The following is a 17,590-nucleotide window of genomic DNA, read 5'->3' on the forward strand; positions in this document are numbered from 1 at the left end:
CACAACCTGAACATGTCACAGGTCGGTAACTATGAGACCGCCGGAATGAAACCGCTCTCATTGCAAATGGGAGCGCTTTCATTGCCAATCAGGAACATGGAACCGGTTCCTGCTTTGTGGAACGATGTGTTCTACTCTGGTGTGGACCATGAAGGAGGTGACGGAGCCCCATGAGCGGAATCGCGGACGTCGCGCGTGTGGCGGGCGTGTCGAAGTCCACGGCGAGCCGGGCCCTCTCCGGCAGCGGCTACGTCTCGGAGGACACCAGACGACGCGTCGCGGATGCCGCGGCATCCCTGGGGTACGTGCCGTCGACGTCGGCCGTGAGCCTCGCCACGGGGCGCACACGCACCGTGGGCGTGATGATGCCCACCGTGACGCGGTGGTTCTTCGCCGAGGTCCTGGAGGGCATCCAGCACTCGCTGCTGCAGCACGGCCTGGATCTCACGCTCTACACCGCGGGCCCCGACCGAGCGTCGCACGACATCGTCTATCGGGACTTCCTGTCGCAGCGGCGCTTCGACGGGCTGATCGCGGTGGGCCTGGACCCGGTCGATCGCGACGTCGACATGATGCGGTCGCTGGAGCGCCCCGTCGTCACCGTCGCCTCCGGCGACATCGCCGGCGTCGACGTCGCCATCGACGACGAGTACGCGGTCCGCCGCGCCACCGAGCACCTCATCGACCTGGGACACCGCAGCATCGTGTTCCTCGGCGGCCCGCGCGCGCACTGGGCGCACGTGGACGAACTGCGCTTCCGGGGGTACCTGCGCACCATGGAATCCGCGGGCCTGGGGGCGCATGCGCACCACGTCACCTGCCCGGTGACCCTCCCCGGCGGATTCGAGGCGGCCGTCGACCTCCTCAGCTACCCCGAGCAGCGCCCCACCGGCATCGTCGCGGTGTGTGACGAGGTCGCGATCGGCGCCATCATCGCGGCCCGCCGGCTCGGCATCTCGGTGCCCGCAGAGCTGAGCGTCATCGGCATCGACGACCACGAGTACGCGGAGATGTTCTCGCTGACCACCCTCGCCCAGAATCCCCGCCAGCAGGGCGCCCTCGCGGTGGATCTGCTCGCCCAGCGCATCGCCGACCCGACCATCGTCGGCGGCGTCAAACCGCTGCGCGCCCGCCTCGTCTCGCGCCACTCCACGGCCCGCGTGCGGGAGGGCTGACGCCCGCTCCCCGCGCAAAGCAGAAGGCTCCGGATGCCGCAGCATCCGGAGCCTTCGCTGAAGTCGGGAAGACTTACTTGAGGGTCACCGTGGCGCCGGCGCCCTCGAGGGCCTCCTTGGCCTTGTCGGCGGTCTCCTTGTTCGCGCCCTCGAGCACGGCCTTGGGGGCACCGTCGACGACGGCCTTGGCCTCGCCGAGGCCGAGCGAGGTGAGCTCGCGGACGACCTTGATGACCTGGATCTTCTTGTCGCCGGCAGCCTCGAGGATGACGTCGAAGGAGTCCTTCTCCTCAACCTCTTCAGCAGCGCCCGCGCCACCGGCACCGGCAACGGCGACGGGAGCGGCAGCGGTGACGTCGAACTTCTCCTCGAACGCCTTCACGAACTCGCTGAGCTCGACAAGGGTCAGACCAGCGAACTGGTCCAGCAGCTCCTCAGTGGTGAGCTTCGCCATGATGTATCTCCTAGATAGATGGGGTTTGTCTGAGGAAAACGCCGGTCGCTTACGCGGCCTCGGCGGTCTCCAGCTTTTCGCGAAGCGCGTCGATGGTGGCGGCAGCCTTGCCCATCGTCGCCTTCATCATGCCCGCAGCCTTCGCCAGCAGAACCTCACGGCTCTCGAGCGAGGCGTACTTGTTGACCTCGTCGGCCGAGAGGGCGTTGCCCTCGAAGATGCCCGACTTGATCACGAGAAGCGGGTTGGCCTTGGCGAAGTCACGCAGAGCCTTGGCGGTGGCGACGAAGTCGCCGTGCACGAATGCGATGGCAGACGGACCCTTGAGGTCGTCGTCCAGAGCCGTGATCCCCGCCTTGTTGGCGGCGATCTTGGTCAGCGTGTTCTTCACCACGGCGTACTCAGCGTCCTGACGGATGCTGTTGCGCAGCTGCTTGAGCTGGGCAACCGTCAGACCGCGGTACTCGGTCAGCAGGACGGCGCTCGAGTCCTCGAAATTCTTCGTGAGCTCGGCGACCGATGCATCCTTCTGCGCCATGGTCACTCCTTGGTGGGTACGACATCCGCCACGACGGTGGCGGATGAGCCTCGGCGACGCCTGGCCCCGCAAAAAGAAAGAGCTCCGGCGCAAGCGCACGGAGCTCGGAGATCTCTGACGAGAAACGATTCGTGTCACCTGCGCGGGCCCCTGCGATGCAGAGCTTCGATCGATCACGCTTTCGCGTGACACGATGACCGGCGGTCTTCGGCTCGGATCAGTCTACGGGAACGGGCACGCTGGGCAAAATCGTCACCCGATCCATGCGCGTGTACACGTTCATCGACTGTCCGCGGAGGAAGCCGATGAGGGTGAGACCGGCATCGTCGGCCAGCTCGACGGCGAGCGACGACGGCGCCGACACTGCGGCGAGGATCGGGATGCCCGCCATCGCCGCCTTCTGAACGAGCTCGAAGCTGGCGCGCCCGGACACCTGCAGAACCGTTCCGCCCAGCGGCAGCCGGCCCTGCTGCAGCGCCCAGCCGACGACCTTGTCGACGGCATTGTGGCGGCCGACGTCCTCGCGCAGCACGAGCAGCTCGCCGGTGCGCGCATCGAACAGGCCCGCCGCGTGCAGGCCGCCGGTCTTGTCGAAGACGTCCTGGTGGGCGCGCAGGGTCTCCGGCAGCGTCACGAGGGTCTCGGCATCCACGCTCGTCTCATCGGCGGCGACGTCGTACGCGGACACGGTGCGGACCGCCTCGATGGAGGCCTTGCCGCACATTCCGCAGGAGCTGGTCGTGTAGAAGCTGCGGTCGCGCGCGGGCACGGGGACGCCGGCGGCGAGACCCACGTCGAGGACGTTGTAGGTGTTGTCCGCTCCCCCGGTTCCCGGGCCGCCGCAGTGGATCGCGGCACGCAGATGCTCACTGCGGGAGATGATCCCCTCGCCGACGAGGAACCCGGCGGCCAGCTCCACGTCGTGCCCCGGCGTGCGCATCGTGACGGTGAACGGCTCCCCCGCGAGGCGGATCTCGAGGGGCTCCTCGACCGCCAGCGTGTCCGCCCGGCGCCGCGCGTCCGCCCCGATCATGACCCGTGTGACGGGCCTTCGCACCGTGATCCTGCCCATGATTCGAGGGTACGCGGCGCGTGGGTAGGGTGGGCGCGTGGGCATCATCGGGGTGGACGAGCACCGGCAGCGGATCCTGGCGGCGGTGCGGCCGCTGCCGGCCGAGCCGCTGCCGATCGCCGCGGCTCTCGGGCGCACCCTGCGGGTCGACGCCGCCGCGCCGCACGACATCCCGGCGTTCGCCGGCTCCGCCATGGACGGGTTCGCGGTCCGGTTCGACGACGTCCGCGATGCGTCGCCGTCACGCCCGGTGCGGCTCCGCGTCGTCGCCGACCTGCCCGCCGGCACCGCCGCCGATCCCGCGCTCGGGCCGGGCGAGGCCGCCCGCATCATGACCGGGGCGGCGGTGCCTTCCGACGCCGACGCGGTCGTCCCGTTCGAGGACACCGCCGGCGGACTGAGCGACTCGCTCACCGAAGCCGTCGTCCTGGCGGCGCCGGCCCGGCGCGGACGCCACATCCGGACGCGCGCGGAGGATGCCGCCGCCGGAGCCGTGGTGGTCGTCGCCGGCACGCGACTCGGCTCCCGCCAGCTCGCCGCGATCGGTGCGGCGGGGGTGGCGCAGGTGACGGTCTCGCGACGACCCCGCGTCGTGGTGCTGTCGACCGGAGACGAGCTCGTGTCACCGGGAACGGCCGCGGCGCGCGGACGCGTGCACGAGTCCAACGGACTGCTGGTGGCATCCCTCGTCGCCGAGGCCGACGCCGAGGTCGTGCACGTCGCACGGGTCCCCGACGACCCGGCCGCGCTGCGGCGCGAGCTGGATGCCGCGGCCGGCGCCGACGCGGTGATCACGACCGGAGGCATCAGCGCCGGCGCCTACGAGGTGGTCAAGCAGGCGGCGGCGATGGAGTTCGTGCGGGTCGGCATGCAGCCCGGCAAACCGCAGGGGTTCGGTGCCGGAAGCCCGCTGCTGTTCGGCCTCCCCGGCAATCCCGGGGGCACCGCGGTGTCGTTCGAGGTGTTCGTGCGGCCGGCCCTGCTCGCGATGCAGGGGCGCACGAGCATCGATCGCCGGCGGACCCTGCTGCCGGTCGCGACCGGCTGGACGTCGCGCGTGGGCCGGGAGGAATACCGGCCCGTCGTCGTCGCCGACGACGGCGTGCACCCGCTTCCCGGCGACCCCATCGCCCTCGGCCGCGCGGAGGCGTACGCCGTCATCCCCGCCCGCACCGGCGTGGTGCACCCGGGCGACCTCGTGTCTGTGATGCTCGTGTCATGAGCATCACGGCGGTGATCCTGGCGGGCGGCCGGGGCTCCCGGCTCGGCGGGGCGGACAAGGCGCGCGTGCGCATCGGCGGGGCGACGCTGCTGTCCCGCGCCGTCTCCGCGGCGCGTGATGCCGGCTGCACCTCGGTCACCGTCGCCGGTCCGGACCCTGCCGATCCGGCCGTGGCCGGCGTCGCGTGGGTCCGGGAGGATCCGCCGTTCACCGGCCCGGCCGCCGCCCTCGTGGCGGTGCTGGGCACCGCCGCCGCGGAGACGGACTGGACCCTCGTCCTCGCCTGCGACCTGGTGCGGCCCGACCTCGCGGTGCAGCAGCTGCTGCGCGATCTGCCCCTGCTTCCGGCCGACACCGACGGCCTGTGCCTGGCCGACGCCTCCGGCCGGCCGCAGTGGCTCACCGGGATCTACCGCACCCGGCCGCTGCGCGAGGCGGCATCCGCGATCCCGGATGCCGGACGCGACGCCGCGGTGCGCGCGCTGATGGACGACCTCGCGATCGCCGCCGTGCGCGCCGCTCCCGAGGCGATCGCCGACATCGACACGTGGGACGACCTGCGCGAATGGGAAGGAACGGTATGAGCGAGCACCTGCCTCCGGAGGCCCTGGACGAATGGGCCGATGCACTGCGCGAGAAGTTCGGCCTGAGCGCGGCCGACGTGCCCATCGCCCTGATCCTCGATCTCGCCGGCGACGTCGCGCGCGGCGTCGCCCGGCCCGCGGCGCCGTTCAGCGCGTTCGTCGCCGGGCTCGTCGCGGGGCGCCAGGGCGGGAGCCCCGAGCAGATCGCGGACGCCGTGGCATCCGTGTCGGAGCTCGCCCGCTCCTGGCACGCCGACTGAGCGCGCTCAGCGGCGTTCGAGCCGGACGATCACCGACTTCGACGTCGGCGTGCCGCTGACGTCGGCGACGGAGTCCAGCGGCACGAGGACGTTCGTCTCGGGATAGTAGGCGGCGGCGTTGCGGCGCGGGGTGCTGTAGGCGATCAGGCGGAAGCGCTCGGCGCGGCGCTCCTCGATGTGCCCGTCGGGGGCTCTCCATTCGCTGACGAGATCGACGACGTCGTCCGGTGCGAAGCCCAGAGCGGCGATGTCCTCGGCGTTGATGAGCACGACGCGGCGACCGCCGTGGATGCCGCGATAGCGGTCGTCCTTGCCGTAGATCGTGGTGTTGTACTGATCGTGCGAGCGAAGGGTCTGCAGCAGCAGTCGCCCCTCGGGGATGTGCGGGTACTCCAGCGGATTGACCGTGAACTGCGCCCTGCCGTCGGGCGTCGCGAACCGCCGCGCGTCGCGCGGGCCGTTGGGCAGGAACAGCGTGCGGCCCTTGTCGACCCGCCGCTCGAAGTCGTCGAATCCCGGCACCGTGTGCTCGATGTGTGTGCGGATGCCCGCGTAGTCGGCTTCGAGGGCCGCCCAGTCCGCCTGCGGCGCGTTGTCCCGCCCGGCGAAGACGAGCGCGCTCAGCCGGGTGACGATCGCGACCTCGCTGAGCAGGTCGTCGGCGGGCGGCGCGAGGCGTCCGCGCGAGGTGTGCACGGCACCCATGGAGTCCTCGACCGTGACGCGCTGCTCCCCGCCTCCGCGGCGGTCCCTGTCGGTGCGGCCGAGCACGGGAAGGATGACGGCGCGGCGGCCGGTCACCACGTGCGACCGGTTGAGCTTGGTGGAGATCTGCACCGTGAGCCCGGTGTTTCGCAGAGCACGCTCGGTGACCTCCGTGTCGGGAGTGGCCGACACGAAGTTGCCGCCCATCCCGATGAACACGCGCGCCTTGCCGTCGCGCATGGCGCGGATGGCGTTCACGGTGTCGTGGCCGTGCTCGCGCGGTGCGGTGAAGGAGAACTCGCGGTCGAGCGCCGCGAGGAAGGACTCGGCGGGCTTCTCGTAGATGCCGACGGTCCGGTCGCCCTGCACGTTGGAGTGGCCGCGCACCGGGCACACCCCGGCCCCGGGACGCCCGATGTTGCCCTGCAGCAGCAGGACGTTGACGACCTCGCGCAGCGTCGGAACCGAGTGCTTGTGCTGGGTCAGCCCCATCGCCCAGCACACGATCGTGGCGCCGGAGCGGCGCACGGCTTCGGCGACGTGGCGCAGCTTCGGCTCCGGGATGCCGGTGGCCGTCTCGAGCTCGGACCACGGTGTCTCGGACATCGCCGAGCGGTACGCCTCGAATCCGGCCGTGTGCGCGCCGATGAAGTCGTGGTCGAGGACACCGCCGTCGCGCTCCTCGATCTCCAGCAGGTGCTTGCCGATCGCCTGGAAGAGGGCCTGGTCGCCGCCGAGCCGGATCTGCACGAACTGGTCGGCGAGCTTCGTGCCGCCCAACAGCACGCCGCGAGGCGTCTGCGGATTCTCGAACCGCATGAGCCCGGCTTCGGGCAGCGGATTGACCGCGATGATGGTCGCTCCGCGCTGCTTCGCCTTCTCGAGGGCGGAGAGCATGCGCGGGTGGTTCGTGCCGGGGTTCTGTCCGGCGACGATCAGGAGCTCGGCGCCGTGGATGTCCTCGATGGACACCGTGCCCTTGCCGATCCCGATCGTCTCGTTGAGGGCCGATCCGGAGGACTCGTGGCACATGTTCGAGCAGTCGGGCAGGTTGTTCGTGCCGATCCCCCGGGCGAACAGCTGATAGAGGAACGCCGCCTCGTTCGAGGTGCGGCCCGATGTGTAGAAGATGGCCTGGTCGGGATCGTCGAGGTCGCGGATCTCGTCGGCGACGACCTGCAGCGCGTCGTCCCAGCTGATCGGGCAGTAGTGGTCGGCGCCCTCGTCGAGGATCATCGGATGGGTGAGGCGTCCCTGCTGGCCGAGCCAGTAGTCGTCGTGCTGCTCCAGCTCGGAAAGGCTGTGCTCGGCGAAGAACTCCGGGCCCACCTTGCGCAGGGTCGTCTCCTCGGCGACGGCCTTGGCGCCGTTCTCGCAGAACTCGGCGATGTGGCGGTGGTCGGTCTCCGGCCACGCGCAGCCCGGGCAGTCGAACCCGTCCTTCTGGTTGACGCGGAGCAGGGCCCGCGCGCTTCGCACCACGCCGGCCTGCTGCTCGGCGATCAGCAGGGCGTGCGTCACCGCCGGGACGCCCACCGCGACCTTCTTCGGGTCGGAGGTGGTCAGTTTGGACTCGTCGATGTCCGTCCGGGGTGCCTTCGTCGCCATACCTCCAGGGTAGTCCGCGCCACCCGGCCTCCGACCGGTCCCTCCCGCTCAGCGCAACATCGGACGGGACGCCCGGATGCACGGATGCCACGACCCGCGGGTCGTGGCATCCGGGTCGGTCACGCCGTGGCGGACTCGCTGCGGCGCGGCAGCACCCACCCGGCACGCGGGAAGTGGCAGGTGTACCCGTTCGGGTAGACCTGGAGGTAGTCCTGGTGCTCCGGCTCGGCCTCCCAGAACGGCCCGGCGGGCTCGATCGTGGTGACGGCCTTGCCCGGCCACAGGCCGGAGGCATCCACGTCCGCGATGGTGTCGCGGGCGATCTGCTCCTGCTCCGGCGTCAGCGGGAAGATCGCCGAGCGGTAGCTCGAGCCGATGTCGTTGCCCTGACGGTTCAGCGTCGACGGGTCGTGGATCTGGAAGAAGAACGCCAGGATGTCGCGATACGACGTCCGGGTCGGGTCGTAGACGATCTCGACCGCCTCGGCGTGGCCGGGGTGGTGCCGGTAGGTCGCGTGGTCGTTCTGCCCGCCGGTGTACCCGACCCGGGTGTCGAGCACGCCGGGCTGGTGGCGGATGAGCTCCTCCATGCCCCAGAAGCAGCCGCCGGCGAGCACCGCCGTCTCGGTTCCGGGGGTGCGGGTCACTGTTCCGTTGTCAGTCATGAGGCCTCCTCAGCCGTTGTGGTGTCGATCGTGTCGGTCTCGAACAGGGCGCGGTAAGAACCGTAACCCTCGGCGTCGAGCTGCGCGAGCGGGACGAAACGGAGGGCCGCCGAGTTCATGCAATAGCGCAGCCCGCCGGCATTCCGGGGCCCGTCGTCGAACACGTGCCCGAGATGGCTGTCGGCGCCGGACGAGCGGACCTCCGTGCGGGACATCCACAGCGAGCGGTCGGTCTTGGTGGTGACCGCCTCGTCGTCGATCGGCCGGGTGAAGCTCGGCCAGCCGGTGCCGCTGTCGTACTTGTCCAGCGACGAGAACAGCGGCTGCCCCGACACGACGTCGACGTAGATTCCGGGCTCGTGGTTGTTCCAGTACTCGTTTCGGAAGGCGGGCTCGGTGCCGTCCTTCTGGGTGACGCGGAACTGCGCGTCGGTGAGGCGCTCCAGCGCCTCGGTGGTCCTGCGGTATTCGGTGGTCACGATGTCCTCCTGATGAGCGCCGCTGGATGCGGCGACATGAGGTGAAACAGGGATGCCGCGGGTTTTGGTCCCGCCGCGCTGGGAGCGGGCTGTGAGTTTTCGGCGCCGTCGTCTGTCCACAGGGCAGCGCGAGACGGCGATGACGAAGACTTCTCCACAGCCCCGCGGCCCCGCCCGCAGATGCTCCCGGCGGACAACCACCATGGGATCCATGACCGACATCGCACCGCCCCCCGTCCGACTCAGTACGACCGCCGAAGCCGTCGCGTTCCTGCCCGCTCTCGCTGGACTCCCGGCGGACGACAGCATCATCGTCGCGCCCTTCAGCGGCAAGACCGCCACCCGCGCGGTGAGGGTGCGCGTCGAGCCGAGCCCGACCGACGACTCGGTGCACCGGATCGCGTCCAGGGTGATCGCAAGCCTTGATCGCCTCGAGTTCTGCGACAACGTCGTCGTGGCGGTCTACCGCGACCAGCCCTTCGCCGAGATCGTCTCCGCCTGGAACGCCCGGCTCGCCCTGCTCCTGGAGAGGCTGCACTCGTCGGGCTACCACATCAAGGATGCCGCGATCGTGGCATCAGATGCGTGGATGCCATTCTTCGACGGAGATCCGGAAGCACCCTGGCCGCTCTCCGACCTGGAGACGGCCGCGCGGCGCATTCCCGCGGACGGGCAGCTCGATCCCGCGATCTTCGCCCTTCCGATCGCCGACCCGGACCTCGCCCGCCGGGTCACGGAGCTCGTCGGGGCGCGCGCGGACTTCGGCGCCGAGACCGACGCGTTCGGCCGGATGACCACCGCCGAGCCGCCGAATCCGGTCGACCTGCTCGAACGGGCGCTCTCTCGGGAACCTGCCGAGGCAGGCCCACAGACACTCGCGCACCTCCTCGCCCAGATCGACACCGAGGGCGCGGTCGATCGCACGGTGCTGCAGATCGCGTTCGGACGCGAGGTCGGGTCACTGTCGTGGGCCCGCACGCTGGCGCTCCGAGGGGAGGCGGCAGAAGCAGGATGCCTGCCGATCGATCTTCTGATGCAGGACGATGACCCGCAGCTTCAGCGCATCAGCGGGCTCATGAGCGGGAAGACGGCCCAGGTGCCTTCCGCGGACCGGCTCCAGGTGGGCGCCGTGCTGCTCGGTCGCGCGATTGCGCACTGCCGGCGCCCCGACCGCTCCTGGGCGATGTGCGCGCTCGCCTGGGTGCGGTGGGCGCTCGGGCTCACCGTCTCCGCCTTCGAGGTCCTCGACTCAGCGGCCCGAATCGATCCCGGCAACCCGCTGCCGGCGGCCCTTCGTTCGATGTTCGAGCACACGACTCCCGCGTGGCTGTACGGGGAGACCGATCGCCGGACGCGGCGGCGCTCGGCCCCGAGCGAGAAGTGACATCGCGATCAAACCGGATGAGAATAGGAAGGTGCTTCCCATGAGTGAACCGATCGCCTGGACCGCTGTGAGCGTGCTCGCCGCGACTCTCATCGGATCGCTGGCTTTCGTGCTGACCTCGATCCAGCGCACGATCAGAGTGCAGTTCGTGAGCCTGCGCAGCGAGTTCCGCACCGAGATGACCTCGGTCCGCAGCGAGATGGGTGCACGGTTCGACGGGTTGCGCGAAGAGATGAACGCGCGATTCGAAGCCGTCGACGCGCGGTTCGAAGCCGTCGACACCCGCCTGGGCGGGATCGACCGGCGCCTCGACGACCTCGATCGCGACGTCAACGCCCTGACGAGGCACGTCTTCGGCGCGGGCCGCGACTGATCGCAGCTCAGCGGGGCTGCGGCCTCACTCCCCCATCATCGGCACGGTCCGCGGACGCACGAGCGCCCAGAGCGCCAGCACGGCGACCAGCGCGCATCCGACCATGACCATCGCCATGGTCGTCGCGGTGATGCCCGATCCGGCCGCGATCACGCCGACGATCGGCGAGACGAGGCCGGCGACGACACTGTTGGCCGCACCGAGCAGCGATGCCGCCGTGCCCGCCGCCGCGCCATGCCGGTCGAGGGCCAGCGCCTGCCCGCAGGGGAAAGTGAACCCGCACGCGGTCATGAAGAAGAACAGCGGGATGATCGTGCCCCACATCCCGAGATGCAGCTGGTCGGTGACGATGATCGCGATGGACGACGCGACCAGGGCCGCCGTCGACCACGCCAGCACCCACTGCGGCCCGTAGCGGTTCGCGAGGCGCGCGGCGATCTGGACACCGCCGACGACGCCCACCGAGTTCGCGGCGAACAGGAGACCGAACTGCTGCGGGGTGAACCCGTAGCCGTCCTGGAAGAGGAACGACGAGCTGGACAGGTAGGAGAACAGGCCGCTGAACGCCATCGCCCCGATGATGAGCACTCCGACGAACACGCGGTCGCGGAACACGCTGGCGTACCGCTGCCCGAGAGTGAGAGTGCCCGCGGCCGCACCGCGCGCATCGCGCACGAGCGTCTCCGGCAGGACGAACAGCGAGCACACGAGCATCACGAGTCCGTACGCGGCGAGCACGAGGAAGATCCCCCGCCACGGCATCACCAGCAGCAGGGCCGAACCGATCAGGGGTGCCGCCACCGGCGCCACGCCCGACACGAGCGACAGCCGGCTGAGCATGACGACCAGGCGCCGGCCGCCGAACAGGTCGCGCACCATCGCCATCGCGACCACGCCGCCGGCCGCGGCGCCGATGCCCATCACGACGCGCGCCCCGCCCAGCATCAGCAGCGTGGGCGCGATGCAGGCGACGACGGATGCCGCGACGTGCAGACCGGTCACGATCAGCAGCGGAACGCGCCGGCCGACCTTGTCGCTCAGCGGTCCGACGATGAGCTGGCCGAGACCGAATCCGATCATGGTCCCGGTGAGGGTGAGCTGCACCATCGCCGCGGTGGTCTGGAAATCGTGCTGCACCACGGGGAACGCGGGCAGGTAGAGATCGATGGTGAACGGGCCGAGGGCGGTCAGTGCACCCAGCAGCACCACGTAGAGCGTGCGGCGCGCGTTGGAGAGCGCGTCGCCCGGATAACGCGGCGCCGGAGCGATCCGGACGGACCCCGTGGAGACGGGGATCGAGCCCGTGTAGAGGGATTCGCCGGCGGGCTGGGGAGCCTCCGGCGGGACGGGCTGCGAAGGGATGACGGGAACTGTGGCGGTGTCGAACAAACGCGTACTCGATCTCGGAACTGGGGATGACGCCGCACCGGCAGGCACAACCGATCCAGTTTAGGGGACGTCCCTGGGTAAAACCAACAGGTGCGTCGGTATTCCAGCTCCTCGGTGGTGGCCGTCCGGCGCGGCATCCCGCACGTGTCCGGGACCCGGCGTAACCTCGGAGGGTGACCCCCGAACTCGAAGCGCGCATCATCGCCGATTCGCGCGACCGGGTGGCGTGGCTGCGTGCCCGCTCCCGCGGGATCACCGCGACCGACGTGGCGACGCTCACCTCCGAGCGCGCGATCGCCCGCGCCGCGGAGGCGAAGCTGAACGGATCCGGGTTCGCGGGCAACGCGTACACCGACCACGGTCGGCGTCGTGAGCCCGAGATCGCCCGCTGGGTCGCGGCGACCCACGGCATCGAACCGTCCTCCGCGCTCTTTCACGCCGTCATCGAGAAGCGTCACCTCGCGACACCGGACGGCATCAAGCAGGATTCCGCCGGACGCATCATCCTGGCCGAGATCAAGACCACCAACAAGACCTGGCGGTCGATCCCCCGCAACTATCTGCGCCAGGTGTGGTGGCAGCAGCATGTCATCGGGGCGGAGCGGACCCTCGTGGCATGGGAGGAGCACGACGGTTTCGTGCCGGTCGACGACGAGCCCCGGTGCATGTGGGTCGACCGTGACGACGTGGAGATCGCCAAGCTGGTCAAGCTCGCGACCTGCCTGATCGACGAGCTCTACAGTCGCACGCAACTCGGACGCAGCGTGTACGCCGACCGGGTTCCGGCGTCGTCCCGGCGCACGGAGCGCGAGGCCACGCGCGACGCCTACCGCGCGCTCGCCCTCGCCGACTGACGACGCCGCACGCGTCGCACGCGCCGTGCCGGCGGCGATAGTTGACGCGCATCAACAACTGCCCTATAGTTGACTCAGCTCAACAGTTGCTTTCGTCAACTTCTTCCGCGTCAGCGTCGCCGCGGCATCCGCCCCACGTCACGAAGGATCCGCATGCCCTCCCCCTCCACCGGCGCTCATCGCACGCACGCCGCACCCAAGCCCATGACGCACCGGCAGGTGCTCGAGGCCCTCACCGGCCTGCTGCTGGGCATGTTCGTCTCGATGCTCGCCTCCACCGTCGTGTCGTCGTCCCTTCCGGTCATCGTCCACGACCTCGACGGCAATCAGGCGGCCTTCACGTGGGTGGTCACCGCGACCCTCCTCACCACGGCGATCTCCACGCCGATCTGGGGCAAGCTCGCCGACCTCACAAACCGCAAGGTGCTGTATCAGCTCGCGATCGTCATCTTCGTCGTCGCCACGGCGTCGGCCGGCTTCGCACAGAACCCCGAGATGCTGATCGCGTCTCGGGCGGTCCAGGGCATCGGCGCCGGCGGCCTCGCCGCGCTCAGCCAGGTGCTCATGGCGGACATCATCAGCCCGCGCGAGCGCGGTCGCTACATGGGCCTGTTCGGTGCGGTGATGGCACTCGCCACGATCGGCGGCCCGCTGCTCGGCGGCGTGATCACGGATGCCTGGGGCTGGCGCTGGAACTTCTTCGTGTCCCTCCCGGTCGCGATCGTGGCGCTCATCATCGTGCAGAAGACACTGCACATCCCGTCCCGCCCGAAGAAGAAGACCTCGATCGACTACCTCGGCATCGTGCTGCTGTCCGTGTCCGTGTCGCTCCTTCTCATCTGGGTCACCAACGCAGGCACGCACAAGCTCGACAACTGGTCGGACCTCGGTAACAACGACTGGTGGAGCCTGCTGACGTTGCTCATGGTCGGCGGCGCGATCCTCGCGGGCATCCTCTTCGTGATCGTCGAACTCGTGGTCACGGAGCCACTGATCCCGCTCGACCTCTTCAAGAGCCGGACGTTCACGCTCGCCGTCGTCGCCTCCATCGCCACCGGGATCGCGATGTTCGGCGCGTCGGTCTTCCTCAGCCAGTACATGCAGCTCGCGCGGGGCGCCACGCCCACCCAGGCCGGTCTCATGACGATCCCGATGATCGCCGGCCTGCTGCTGGCGTCCGTCGGCATCGGCGGACTGGTCACCAAGTACGGTCGCTGGAAGTCGTACCTCGTGGTCGGGTCGGTCCTGCTCATCGCCGGCGCCTGGCTGCTGTCGACGATCCACTACGACACGAACTTCGCCCTCGTCTCGCTGTACATGTTCCTCCTCGGCGCCGGCGTCGGGATGACGATGCAGAACCTCGTGCTCGTCGTGCAGAACAGCACCGACCCGTCGAAGATCGGCGTCGCCAGCTCGGGCGTCACGTTCTTCCGCAGCCTCGGCGGCACGATCGGCGTCTCGGTGATGGGCGCCGCGCTCGCCGCCAAGGTGGCCGAGCTCCTCGGCGCCGCGAAGGCCGATCTCGCCCAGGCGCTCCTCTCGCTCGGTGCGGATGCCCCGCACTGGGCCGCGCAGCTGCAGTCGGGGTCCCTCCCGAAGGTGTCCGCGATGCCGGAGGCGCTGCGGGTCATCTTCGAGGACATCTACGCGCAGGGCATCTCGCACTCGTTTCTCATCGCGGTGCCGTTCGCCATCATCAGCCTCATCGCGATCTGCTTCCTGCCCAACAAGCCCCTCACCCGGATGACGACCTCCGAGCGCCTCCAGGCGTCCGAGGCCGATCTCGCGACGGTCTCGGTGCCCGAGGCCATGCAGGAGCTGACCGCCACGGGTCCGATCTCCCTCACCCGCCGCGAGGCGCGCGAGGCCGGCCTCAGCGCGGAGTGACCATGCTGACGCACACGCCCCCGGAGACGGCGCCCCGTCCCGCGCCGGCGCCGTCTCCGGCACGGACGGAGGCCGCACAGACCCTGGAGGCGGAGTTCTCGGCCTTGATGGGCCAGATCCAGCGCCTGGTGGCGGAGACCGCCACCAGGCTCAGCCCCGGCCTCATGCCCGGCGACTACAAGGTGTTCACGGCGATCGTGCGGGCCGGGTCGGTCACCGCGACGGCGCTCGCCGACGAACTGCTGATGGACAAGGGGCAGATCTCGCGCATCCTTCGCGGGCTGCAGGAGCACGGTCTCATCGACCGCACGCCCGACCCCGCGGATGCCCGCGTGAGCCTGGTGACTCCCACGGCCGTCGGGCTCGCGAAGCTGGACGCCGCCCGGCATCCCCACCAGCACAGCCTCATCGACGCGCTGGAGCTGTGGGACGTCGAAGACATCCGCACCCTGACCCGCCTGCTCCACGCCCTCCGGACGGCCACCCCGCCGACCGCACCCTGACCCGCACTCAGCCCGCGGGGTCCGCGAGGGCACGGCGGCCCTCGGCGACGATGGCCGCCCCGACCGCGTCGAGCAGGCCGGAGCGGAGGTTCCACTGCTGCCAGTACAGCGGAACGTCGATCGGCGGGTCGCCCAGCGACGTCAGCGCTCCCGTCGCCAGGTCCTGGTCGCACTGGAACGGCGGCAGCATCCCCCAGCCCATCCCCATCCGGACGGCGGTGGCGAAGTCGGCGGAGGACGGCACCTGATGCCGGGGCGGAACGGACGGGTCGACGCCGCGCGCGACGAGCCAGTCGGTCTGCAGTTCGTCCTTCCGGTTGAAGTCCACCGCGGGAGCCGCCGCGAGAGCGCCCGCCGTGGCGCCGTCCGGGAACCAGCGGGCGGCGAAGGCCGGCGCGGCCACCGCCCGATAGCGCATGGTTCCGATCGGCGTGACGCTGCATCCCGCCACGGCCTCGGCCTGCGAGGTGACCGCCCCCATCACGAGACCCTCCTCCAGCTGGCCGGTGGTGTACTCCTGATCGTCGCGGTGCAGCTCGAAGCAGACCGGATGCTCGACGGCGAGCCGCGCGAGGGGTGCGAGGAACCACGTGGCCAGCGAGTCGGCGTTCACCGCGAGCGGCACGGTCACCGGAGCATCCTGGCCGTCCTCCTCTGCTCCGAGCGCCGCGCGCGCATCGTGCTCGAGGAGCGTCAGCTGCCGCGCAAGTCGCACGACGACGGCACCGGCATCGGTGACACGGGCGGGTTTGGACCGCACCAGCAGCACGCGGCCGAGTTCCCGTTCGAGGGTCTTGATGCGCTGACTCACCGCGGACGGCGTGATGTGCAGTCGCCGTGCGGCGGCATCCAGCGTTCCCTCGTCCACCACGGCGGCCAGGGTCTCGGCAAGCTCGAGCGCGATCTTCATCGACAGCCAGGCTAATGCATCTGTAGAATCATGAGCTGTACTTGTTCCGTCCCCGCTCGTAGCGTCGAAGCATGCTCACCGCCGCCCTCGCCGGTCTCGGCCTCGGACTCTCGCTCATCGTCGCCATCGGCGCCCAGAACCTCTTCGTGCTGCGACAGGGGCTGCGCCGCGAGCACGTGCTGGCGGTGGCGCTGGTCTGCACACTGTCGGATGCCGCCCTGATTCTGCTCGGGGTCTCGGGCGTGGGCCTGGCGCTGCAGACGGTTCCTTGGCTGCTGACCGTGGCGCGGTGGGCGGGCGCCGTCTTCCTCCTCGGCTATGCGGTGCTCGCCGCCCGCCGCGCCTGGCGGCCGTCGGGCGAGGCCCTCGCGGTGGCCGACGACGTGGAGCAGGCGGGCGGACGCGCCGACACGGGATCCCGCCCGGGTGCGACGGCGGTGGCGTCCCGCACGGGTCTGGCCGCAGCGCTGACCACGTGCCTCGCGCTCACCTGGCTCAACCCGCACGTCTACCTCGACACCGTCTTCCTCCTCGGATCGATCGCATCGACCCACGGTGCCGACCGAGGGTGGTTCGCGCTGGGGGCCGTGTGCGCGAGCGCCCTGTGGTTCTTCGCGCTCGCCTACGGCGCCCGATTCCTCGGTCGCTGGCTGTCGACGCCGCGAGCGTGGCGCATCCTGGACGGGATCATCGCCATCGTCATGACGGTCATCGCGGTGAATCTCGTCGTCGGGGCGTGATGTGACCGCCGGGTCCCTTCGTCTCGCTTCGCTCGCTCAGGGACCGGGGCCGCGGCTCAGGGACCGGGAGGGCGGCTCACGGACGCGAGCGCCGCAGGCCCGGGTCTTCGATCTCGGCGATGCGGGCGGCGACGATCCGGCGGATCACGTCGTCGGGCAGCGGATGCTCGGGCTGGAAGCGGATCGTCCCCTTCTCCCGTTCCACCCCGACATCCGCAAGGGAATCCAGCTCGTCGGCCACCACCAGCGGGACGCGACCGCTGAACGGATACAGCCCGAGATGCTTCTTGGTGCGCATGACGGCGAGGAGGGCCTTTCCGCGGTACAGCAGCGCCGGCATCGCGTAGCTGGTTCCCTGCTCGGTCTCGATGCCCTCCCCGGCCACCGCGTACACGTGTGCGATCACCGCCCGGTCGGACTCGGCGAGGGTCCCGAGGTAGTCGTCGATCGTGCCCATGGCGGCATCCTGCCAGTCCCCGGTGGCGGGGTCCACAATGGCAAGGGTGAGAAGAGTGCACGCGATCGTGACCGGCGAGGTCCAGGGGGTCGGCTACCGCTACTCGATGCGGCGGGTCGCCGACGAGACCGGCGTCGCGGGCTGGGTGCGCAATCGACCCGACGGATGCGTCGAGGCCGAGATCGAGGGGACCGCTTCGCAGGTCGAGGCGATGGTCGACTGGATGCGGCACGGACCGCACTTCGCGCGCCCGGCCAGTGTCCGAACGACGGACGTCCCGCCGACCGGGGCGGACGGCTTCGACATCCTGCCGACCGCCTGAACATGCAGA

At 70.2% G+C, this 17,590-nt stretch carries 20 protein-coding genes; 11 read left to right on the forward strand and 9 right to left on the reverse strand.

Translation table 11 applies throughout. The annotated features are described in order from the left end of the window. Positions 1-170 precede the first annotated feature (170 nt). The gene (locus LK09_RS08780) at positions 171-1,175 is read left to right on the forward strand and encodes a LacI family DNA-binding transcriptional regulator (protein ID WP_039397919.1); all 1,005 of its coding nucleotides are present in this window, start codon (positions 171-173) and stop codon (positions 1,173-1,175) included. A 73-nt stretch (positions 1,176-1,248) separates the two neighbouring features. Here LK09_RS08780 and rplL read toward each other — a convergent pair whose 3' ends face one another. The 3 genes from rplL to fdhD form a co-directional block, all read right to left on the reverse strand. After that, positions 1,249-1,629, reverse strand: a complete 381-nt coding sequence (rplL, locus tag LK09_RS08785) for a 50S ribosomal protein L7/L12 (protein ID WP_039397921.1) — start codon at positions 1,627-1,629, stop codon at positions 1,249-1,251. Positions 1,630-1,678: 49 nt separating this feature from the next. After that, on the reverse strand, positions 1,679-2,167 hold the full coding sequence (rplJ, locus tag LK09_RS08790; protein ID WP_039397923.1) for a 50S ribosomal protein L10: 489 nt from the start codon (positions 2,165-2,167) through the stop codon (positions 1,679-1,681). A 217-nt stretch (positions 2,168-2,384) separates the two neighbouring features. Further along, positions 2,385-3,239, reverse strand: a complete 855-nt coding sequence (gene fdhD, locus LK09_RS08795; RefSeq protein WP_039397926.1) for a formate dehydrogenase accessory sulfurtransferase FdhD — start codon at positions 3,237-3,239, stop codon at positions 2,385-2,387. A gap of 37 nt (positions 3,240-3,276) precedes the next feature. Between fdhD and LK09_RS08800 the strand changes: the two genes are divergently transcribed. The 3 genes from LK09_RS08800 to LK09_RS08810 are packed head-to-tail and all read left to right on the forward strand — an operon-like array spanning position 3,277 to position 5,305. Continuing rightward, positions 3,277-4,461 (forward strand): molybdopterin molybdotransferase MoeA, encoded by a 1,185-nt coding sequence (locus LK09_RS08800; RefSeq protein ID WP_039397928.1) that lies wholly within the window; start codon positions 3,277-3,279, stop codon positions 4,459-4,461. Further along, positions 4,458-5,045 carry a molybdenum cofactor guanylyltransferase gene (gene mobA / locus LK09_RS08805; RefSeq protein ID WP_039397930.1) on the forward strand — a complete coding sequence of 196 codons (588 nt, stop codon included), beginning with the start codon at positions 4,458-4,460 and terminating at the stop codon, positions 5,043-5,045. Before LK09_RS08800 ends, mobA begins: the two co-directional genes overlap by 4 nt. Continuing rightward, positions 5,042-5,305: a DUF6457 domain-containing protein gene (locus tag LK09_RS08810; RefSeq protein ID WP_039397932.1), complete on the forward strand. Its 264-nt coding sequence runs from the start codon at positions 5,042-5,044 to the stop codon at positions 5,303-5,305. Before mobA ends, LK09_RS08810 begins: the two co-directional genes overlap by 4 nt. 6 nt (positions 5,306-5,311) lie before the next feature. On the opposite strand, the gene LK09_RS08815 is transcribed toward LK09_RS08810, so the two are convergent. The 3 genes from LK09_RS08815 to msrB all read right to left on the reverse strand — a co-directional run bounded on the left by LK09_RS08815 (position 5,312) and on the right by msrB (position 8,762). Continuing rightward, positions 5,312-7,618 (reverse strand): FdhF/YdeP family oxidoreductase, encoded by a 2,307-nt coding sequence (locus LK09_RS08815; protein WP_039397934.1) that lies wholly within the window; start codon positions 7,616-7,618, stop codon positions 5,312-5,314. A 119-nt stretch (positions 7,619-7,737) separates the two neighbouring features. Next, positions 7,738-8,283 carry a peptide-methionine (S)-S-oxide reductase MsrA gene (gene msrA / locus LK09_RS08820; protein WP_039397936.1) on the reverse strand — a complete coding sequence of 182 codons (546 nt, stop codon included), beginning with the start codon at positions 8,281-8,283 and terminating at the stop codon, positions 7,738-7,740. After that, a complete protein-coding gene (msrB, locus tag LK09_RS08825) occupies positions 8,280-8,762 on the reverse strand; it encodes a peptide-methionine (R)-S-oxide reductase MsrB (RefSeq protein ID WP_039397937.1) in 483 nt (160 codons plus the stop codon). Before msrB ends, msrA begins: the two co-directional genes overlap by 4 nt. A 211-nt stretch (positions 8,763-8,973) precedes the next feature. On the opposite strand from msrB, the gene LK09_RS08830 reads away from it, so the two are divergent. Both LK09_RS08830 and LK09_RS08835 read left to right on the forward strand, forming a co-directional pair. Further along, the gene (locus tag LK09_RS08830) at positions 8,974-10,146 is read left to right on the forward strand and encodes a DUF4192 family protein (protein WP_197060997.1); all 1,173 of its coding nucleotides are present in this window, start codon (positions 8,974-8,976) and stop codon (positions 10,144-10,146) included. A 40-nt stretch (positions 10,147-10,186) separates the two neighbouring features. Beyond that, a complete protein-coding gene (locus LK09_RS08835) occupies positions 10,187-10,519 on the forward strand; it encodes a hypothetical protein (protein ID WP_039397941.1) in 333 nt (110 codons plus the stop codon). A 24-nt stretch (positions 10,520-10,543) separates the two neighbouring features. On the opposite strand, the gene LK09_RS08840 is transcribed toward LK09_RS08835, so the two are convergent. Further along, entirely contained in the window at positions 10,544-11,815 is a 1,272-nt protein-coding gene (locus LK09_RS08840; protein ID WP_231563001.1) for a multidrug effflux MFS transporter, read from the reverse strand. Positions 11,816-12,081: 266 nt separating this feature from the next. Between LK09_RS08840 and LK09_RS08845 the strand changes: the two genes are divergently transcribed. The 3 genes from LK09_RS08845 to LK09_RS08855 all read left to right on the forward strand — a co-directional run bounded on the left by LK09_RS08845 (position 12,082) and on the right by LK09_RS08855 (position 15,152). Beyond that, positions 12,082-12,762: a YqaJ viral recombinase family protein gene (locus LK09_RS08845; RefSeq protein WP_039397943.1), complete on the forward strand. Its 681-nt coding sequence runs from the start codon at positions 12,082-12,084 to the stop codon at positions 12,760-12,762. A 153-nt stretch (positions 12,763-12,915) separates the two neighbouring features. Next, positions 12,916-14,649, forward strand: a complete 1,734-nt coding sequence (locus LK09_RS08850) for an MDR family MFS transporter (protein ID WP_156138690.1) — start codon at positions 12,916-12,918, stop codon at positions 14,647-14,649. A 2-nt stretch (positions 14,650-14,651) separates the two neighbouring features. Next, positions 14,652-15,152 carry a MarR family winged helix-turn-helix transcriptional regulator gene (locus LK09_RS08855; RefSeq protein WP_052226560.1) on the forward strand — a complete coding sequence of 167 codons (501 nt, stop codon included), beginning with the start codon at positions 14,652-14,654 and terminating at the stop codon, positions 15,150-15,152. Between the two features lie 7 nt (positions 15,153-15,159). On the opposite strand, the gene LK09_RS08860 is transcribed toward LK09_RS08855, so the two are convergent. Continuing rightward, positions 15,160-16,062, reverse strand: a complete 903-nt coding sequence (locus LK09_RS08860) for a LysR family transcriptional regulator ArgP (protein ID WP_039397945.1) — start codon at positions 16,060-16,062, stop codon at positions 15,160-15,162. Between the two features lie 71 nt (positions 16,063-16,133). On the opposite strand from LK09_RS08860, the gene LK09_RS08865 reads away from it, so the two are divergent. After that, positions 16,134-16,802, forward strand: a complete 669-nt coding sequence (locus tag LK09_RS08865) for a LysE/ArgO family amino acid transporter (protein WP_039397947.1) — start codon at positions 16,134-16,136, stop codon at positions 16,800-16,802. A gap of 76 nt (positions 16,803-16,878) precedes the next feature. Here LK09_RS08865 and LK09_RS08870 read toward each other — a convergent pair whose 3' ends face one another. Next, positions 16,879-17,295 (reverse strand): iron chaperone, encoded by a 417-nt coding sequence (locus LK09_RS08870; RefSeq protein WP_231562988.1) that lies wholly within the window; start codon positions 17,293-17,295, stop codon positions 16,879-16,881. Between the two features lies 1 nt (position 17,296). Here LK09_RS08870 and LK09_RS08875 point away from each other — a divergent pair, with 1 nt between their 5' ends. After that, positions 17,297-17,581: an acylphosphatase gene (locus LK09_RS08875; RefSeq protein ID WP_197060998.1), complete on the forward strand. Its 285-nt coding sequence runs from the start codon at positions 17,297-17,299 to the stop codon at positions 17,579-17,581. The last annotated feature ends 9 nt before the right edge of the window (positions 17,582-17,590 follow it).

The organism is Microbacterium mangrovi (assembly GCF_000802305.1).
GTDB lineage: Bacteria > Actinomycetota > Actinomycetes > Actinomycetales > Microbacteriaceae > Microbacterium > Microbacterium mangrovi.

Coding starts and splice junctions, on each gene's coding strand:
- LK09_RS08830 (WP_197060997.1), top strand. CDS start 8,974: ATGACCGACATCGCACCGCCCCCCGTCCGACTCAGTACGACCGCCGAA.
- LK09_RS08865 (WP_039397947.1), top strand. CDS start 16,134: ATGCTCACCGCCGCCCTCGCCGGTCTCGGCCTCGGACTCTCGCTCATC.
- LK09_RS08875 (WP_197060998.1), top strand. CDS start 17,297: ATGGCAAGGGTGAGAAGAGTGCACGCGATCGTGACCGGCGAGGTCCAG.
- mobA (WP_039397930.1), top strand. CDS start 4,458: ATGAGCATCACGGCGGTGATCCTGGCGGGCGGCCGGGGCTCCCGGCTC.
- LK09_RS08815 (WP_039397934.1), bottom strand. CDS start 7,618: ATGGCGACGAAGGCACCCCGGACGGACATCGACGAGTCCAAACTGACC.
- LK09_RS08835 (WP_039397941.1), top strand. CDS start 10,187: ATGAGTGAACCGATCGCCTGGACCGCTGTGAGCGTGCTCGCCGCGACT.
- LK09_RS08855 (WP_052226560.1), top strand. CDS start 14,652: ATGCTGACGCACACGCCCCCGGAGACGGCGCCCCGTCCCGCGCCGGCG.
- LK09_RS08810 (WP_039397932.1), top strand. CDS start 5,042: ATGAGCGAGCACCTGCCTCCGGAGGCCCTGGACGAATGGGCCGATGCA.
- LK09_RS08780 (WP_039397919.1), top strand. CDS start 171: ATGAGCGGAATCGCGGACGTCGCGCGTGTGGCGGGCGTGTCGAAGTCC.
- rplJ (WP_039397923.1), bottom strand. CDS start 2,167: ATGGCGCAGAAGGATGCATCGGTCGCCGAGCTCACGAAGAATTTCGAG.
- fdhD (WP_039397926.1), bottom strand. CDS start 3,239: ATGGGCAGGATCACGGTGCGAAGGCCCGTCACACGGGTCATGATCGGG.
- rplL (WP_039397921.1), bottom strand. CDS start 1,629: ATGGCGAAGCTCACCACTGAGGAGCTGCTGGACCAGTTCGCTGGTCTG.
- msrA (WP_039397936.1), bottom strand. CDS start 8,283: ATGACTGACAACGGAACAGTGACCCGCACCCCCGGAACCGAGACGGCG.
- LK09_RS08850 (WP_156138690.1), top strand. CDS start 12,916: ATGCCCTCCCCCTCCACCGGCGCTCATCGCACGCACGCCGCACCCAAG.
- LK09_RS08860 (WP_039397945.1), bottom strand. CDS start 16,062: ATGAAGATCGCGCTCGAGCTTGCCGAGACCCTGGCCGCCGTGGTGGAC.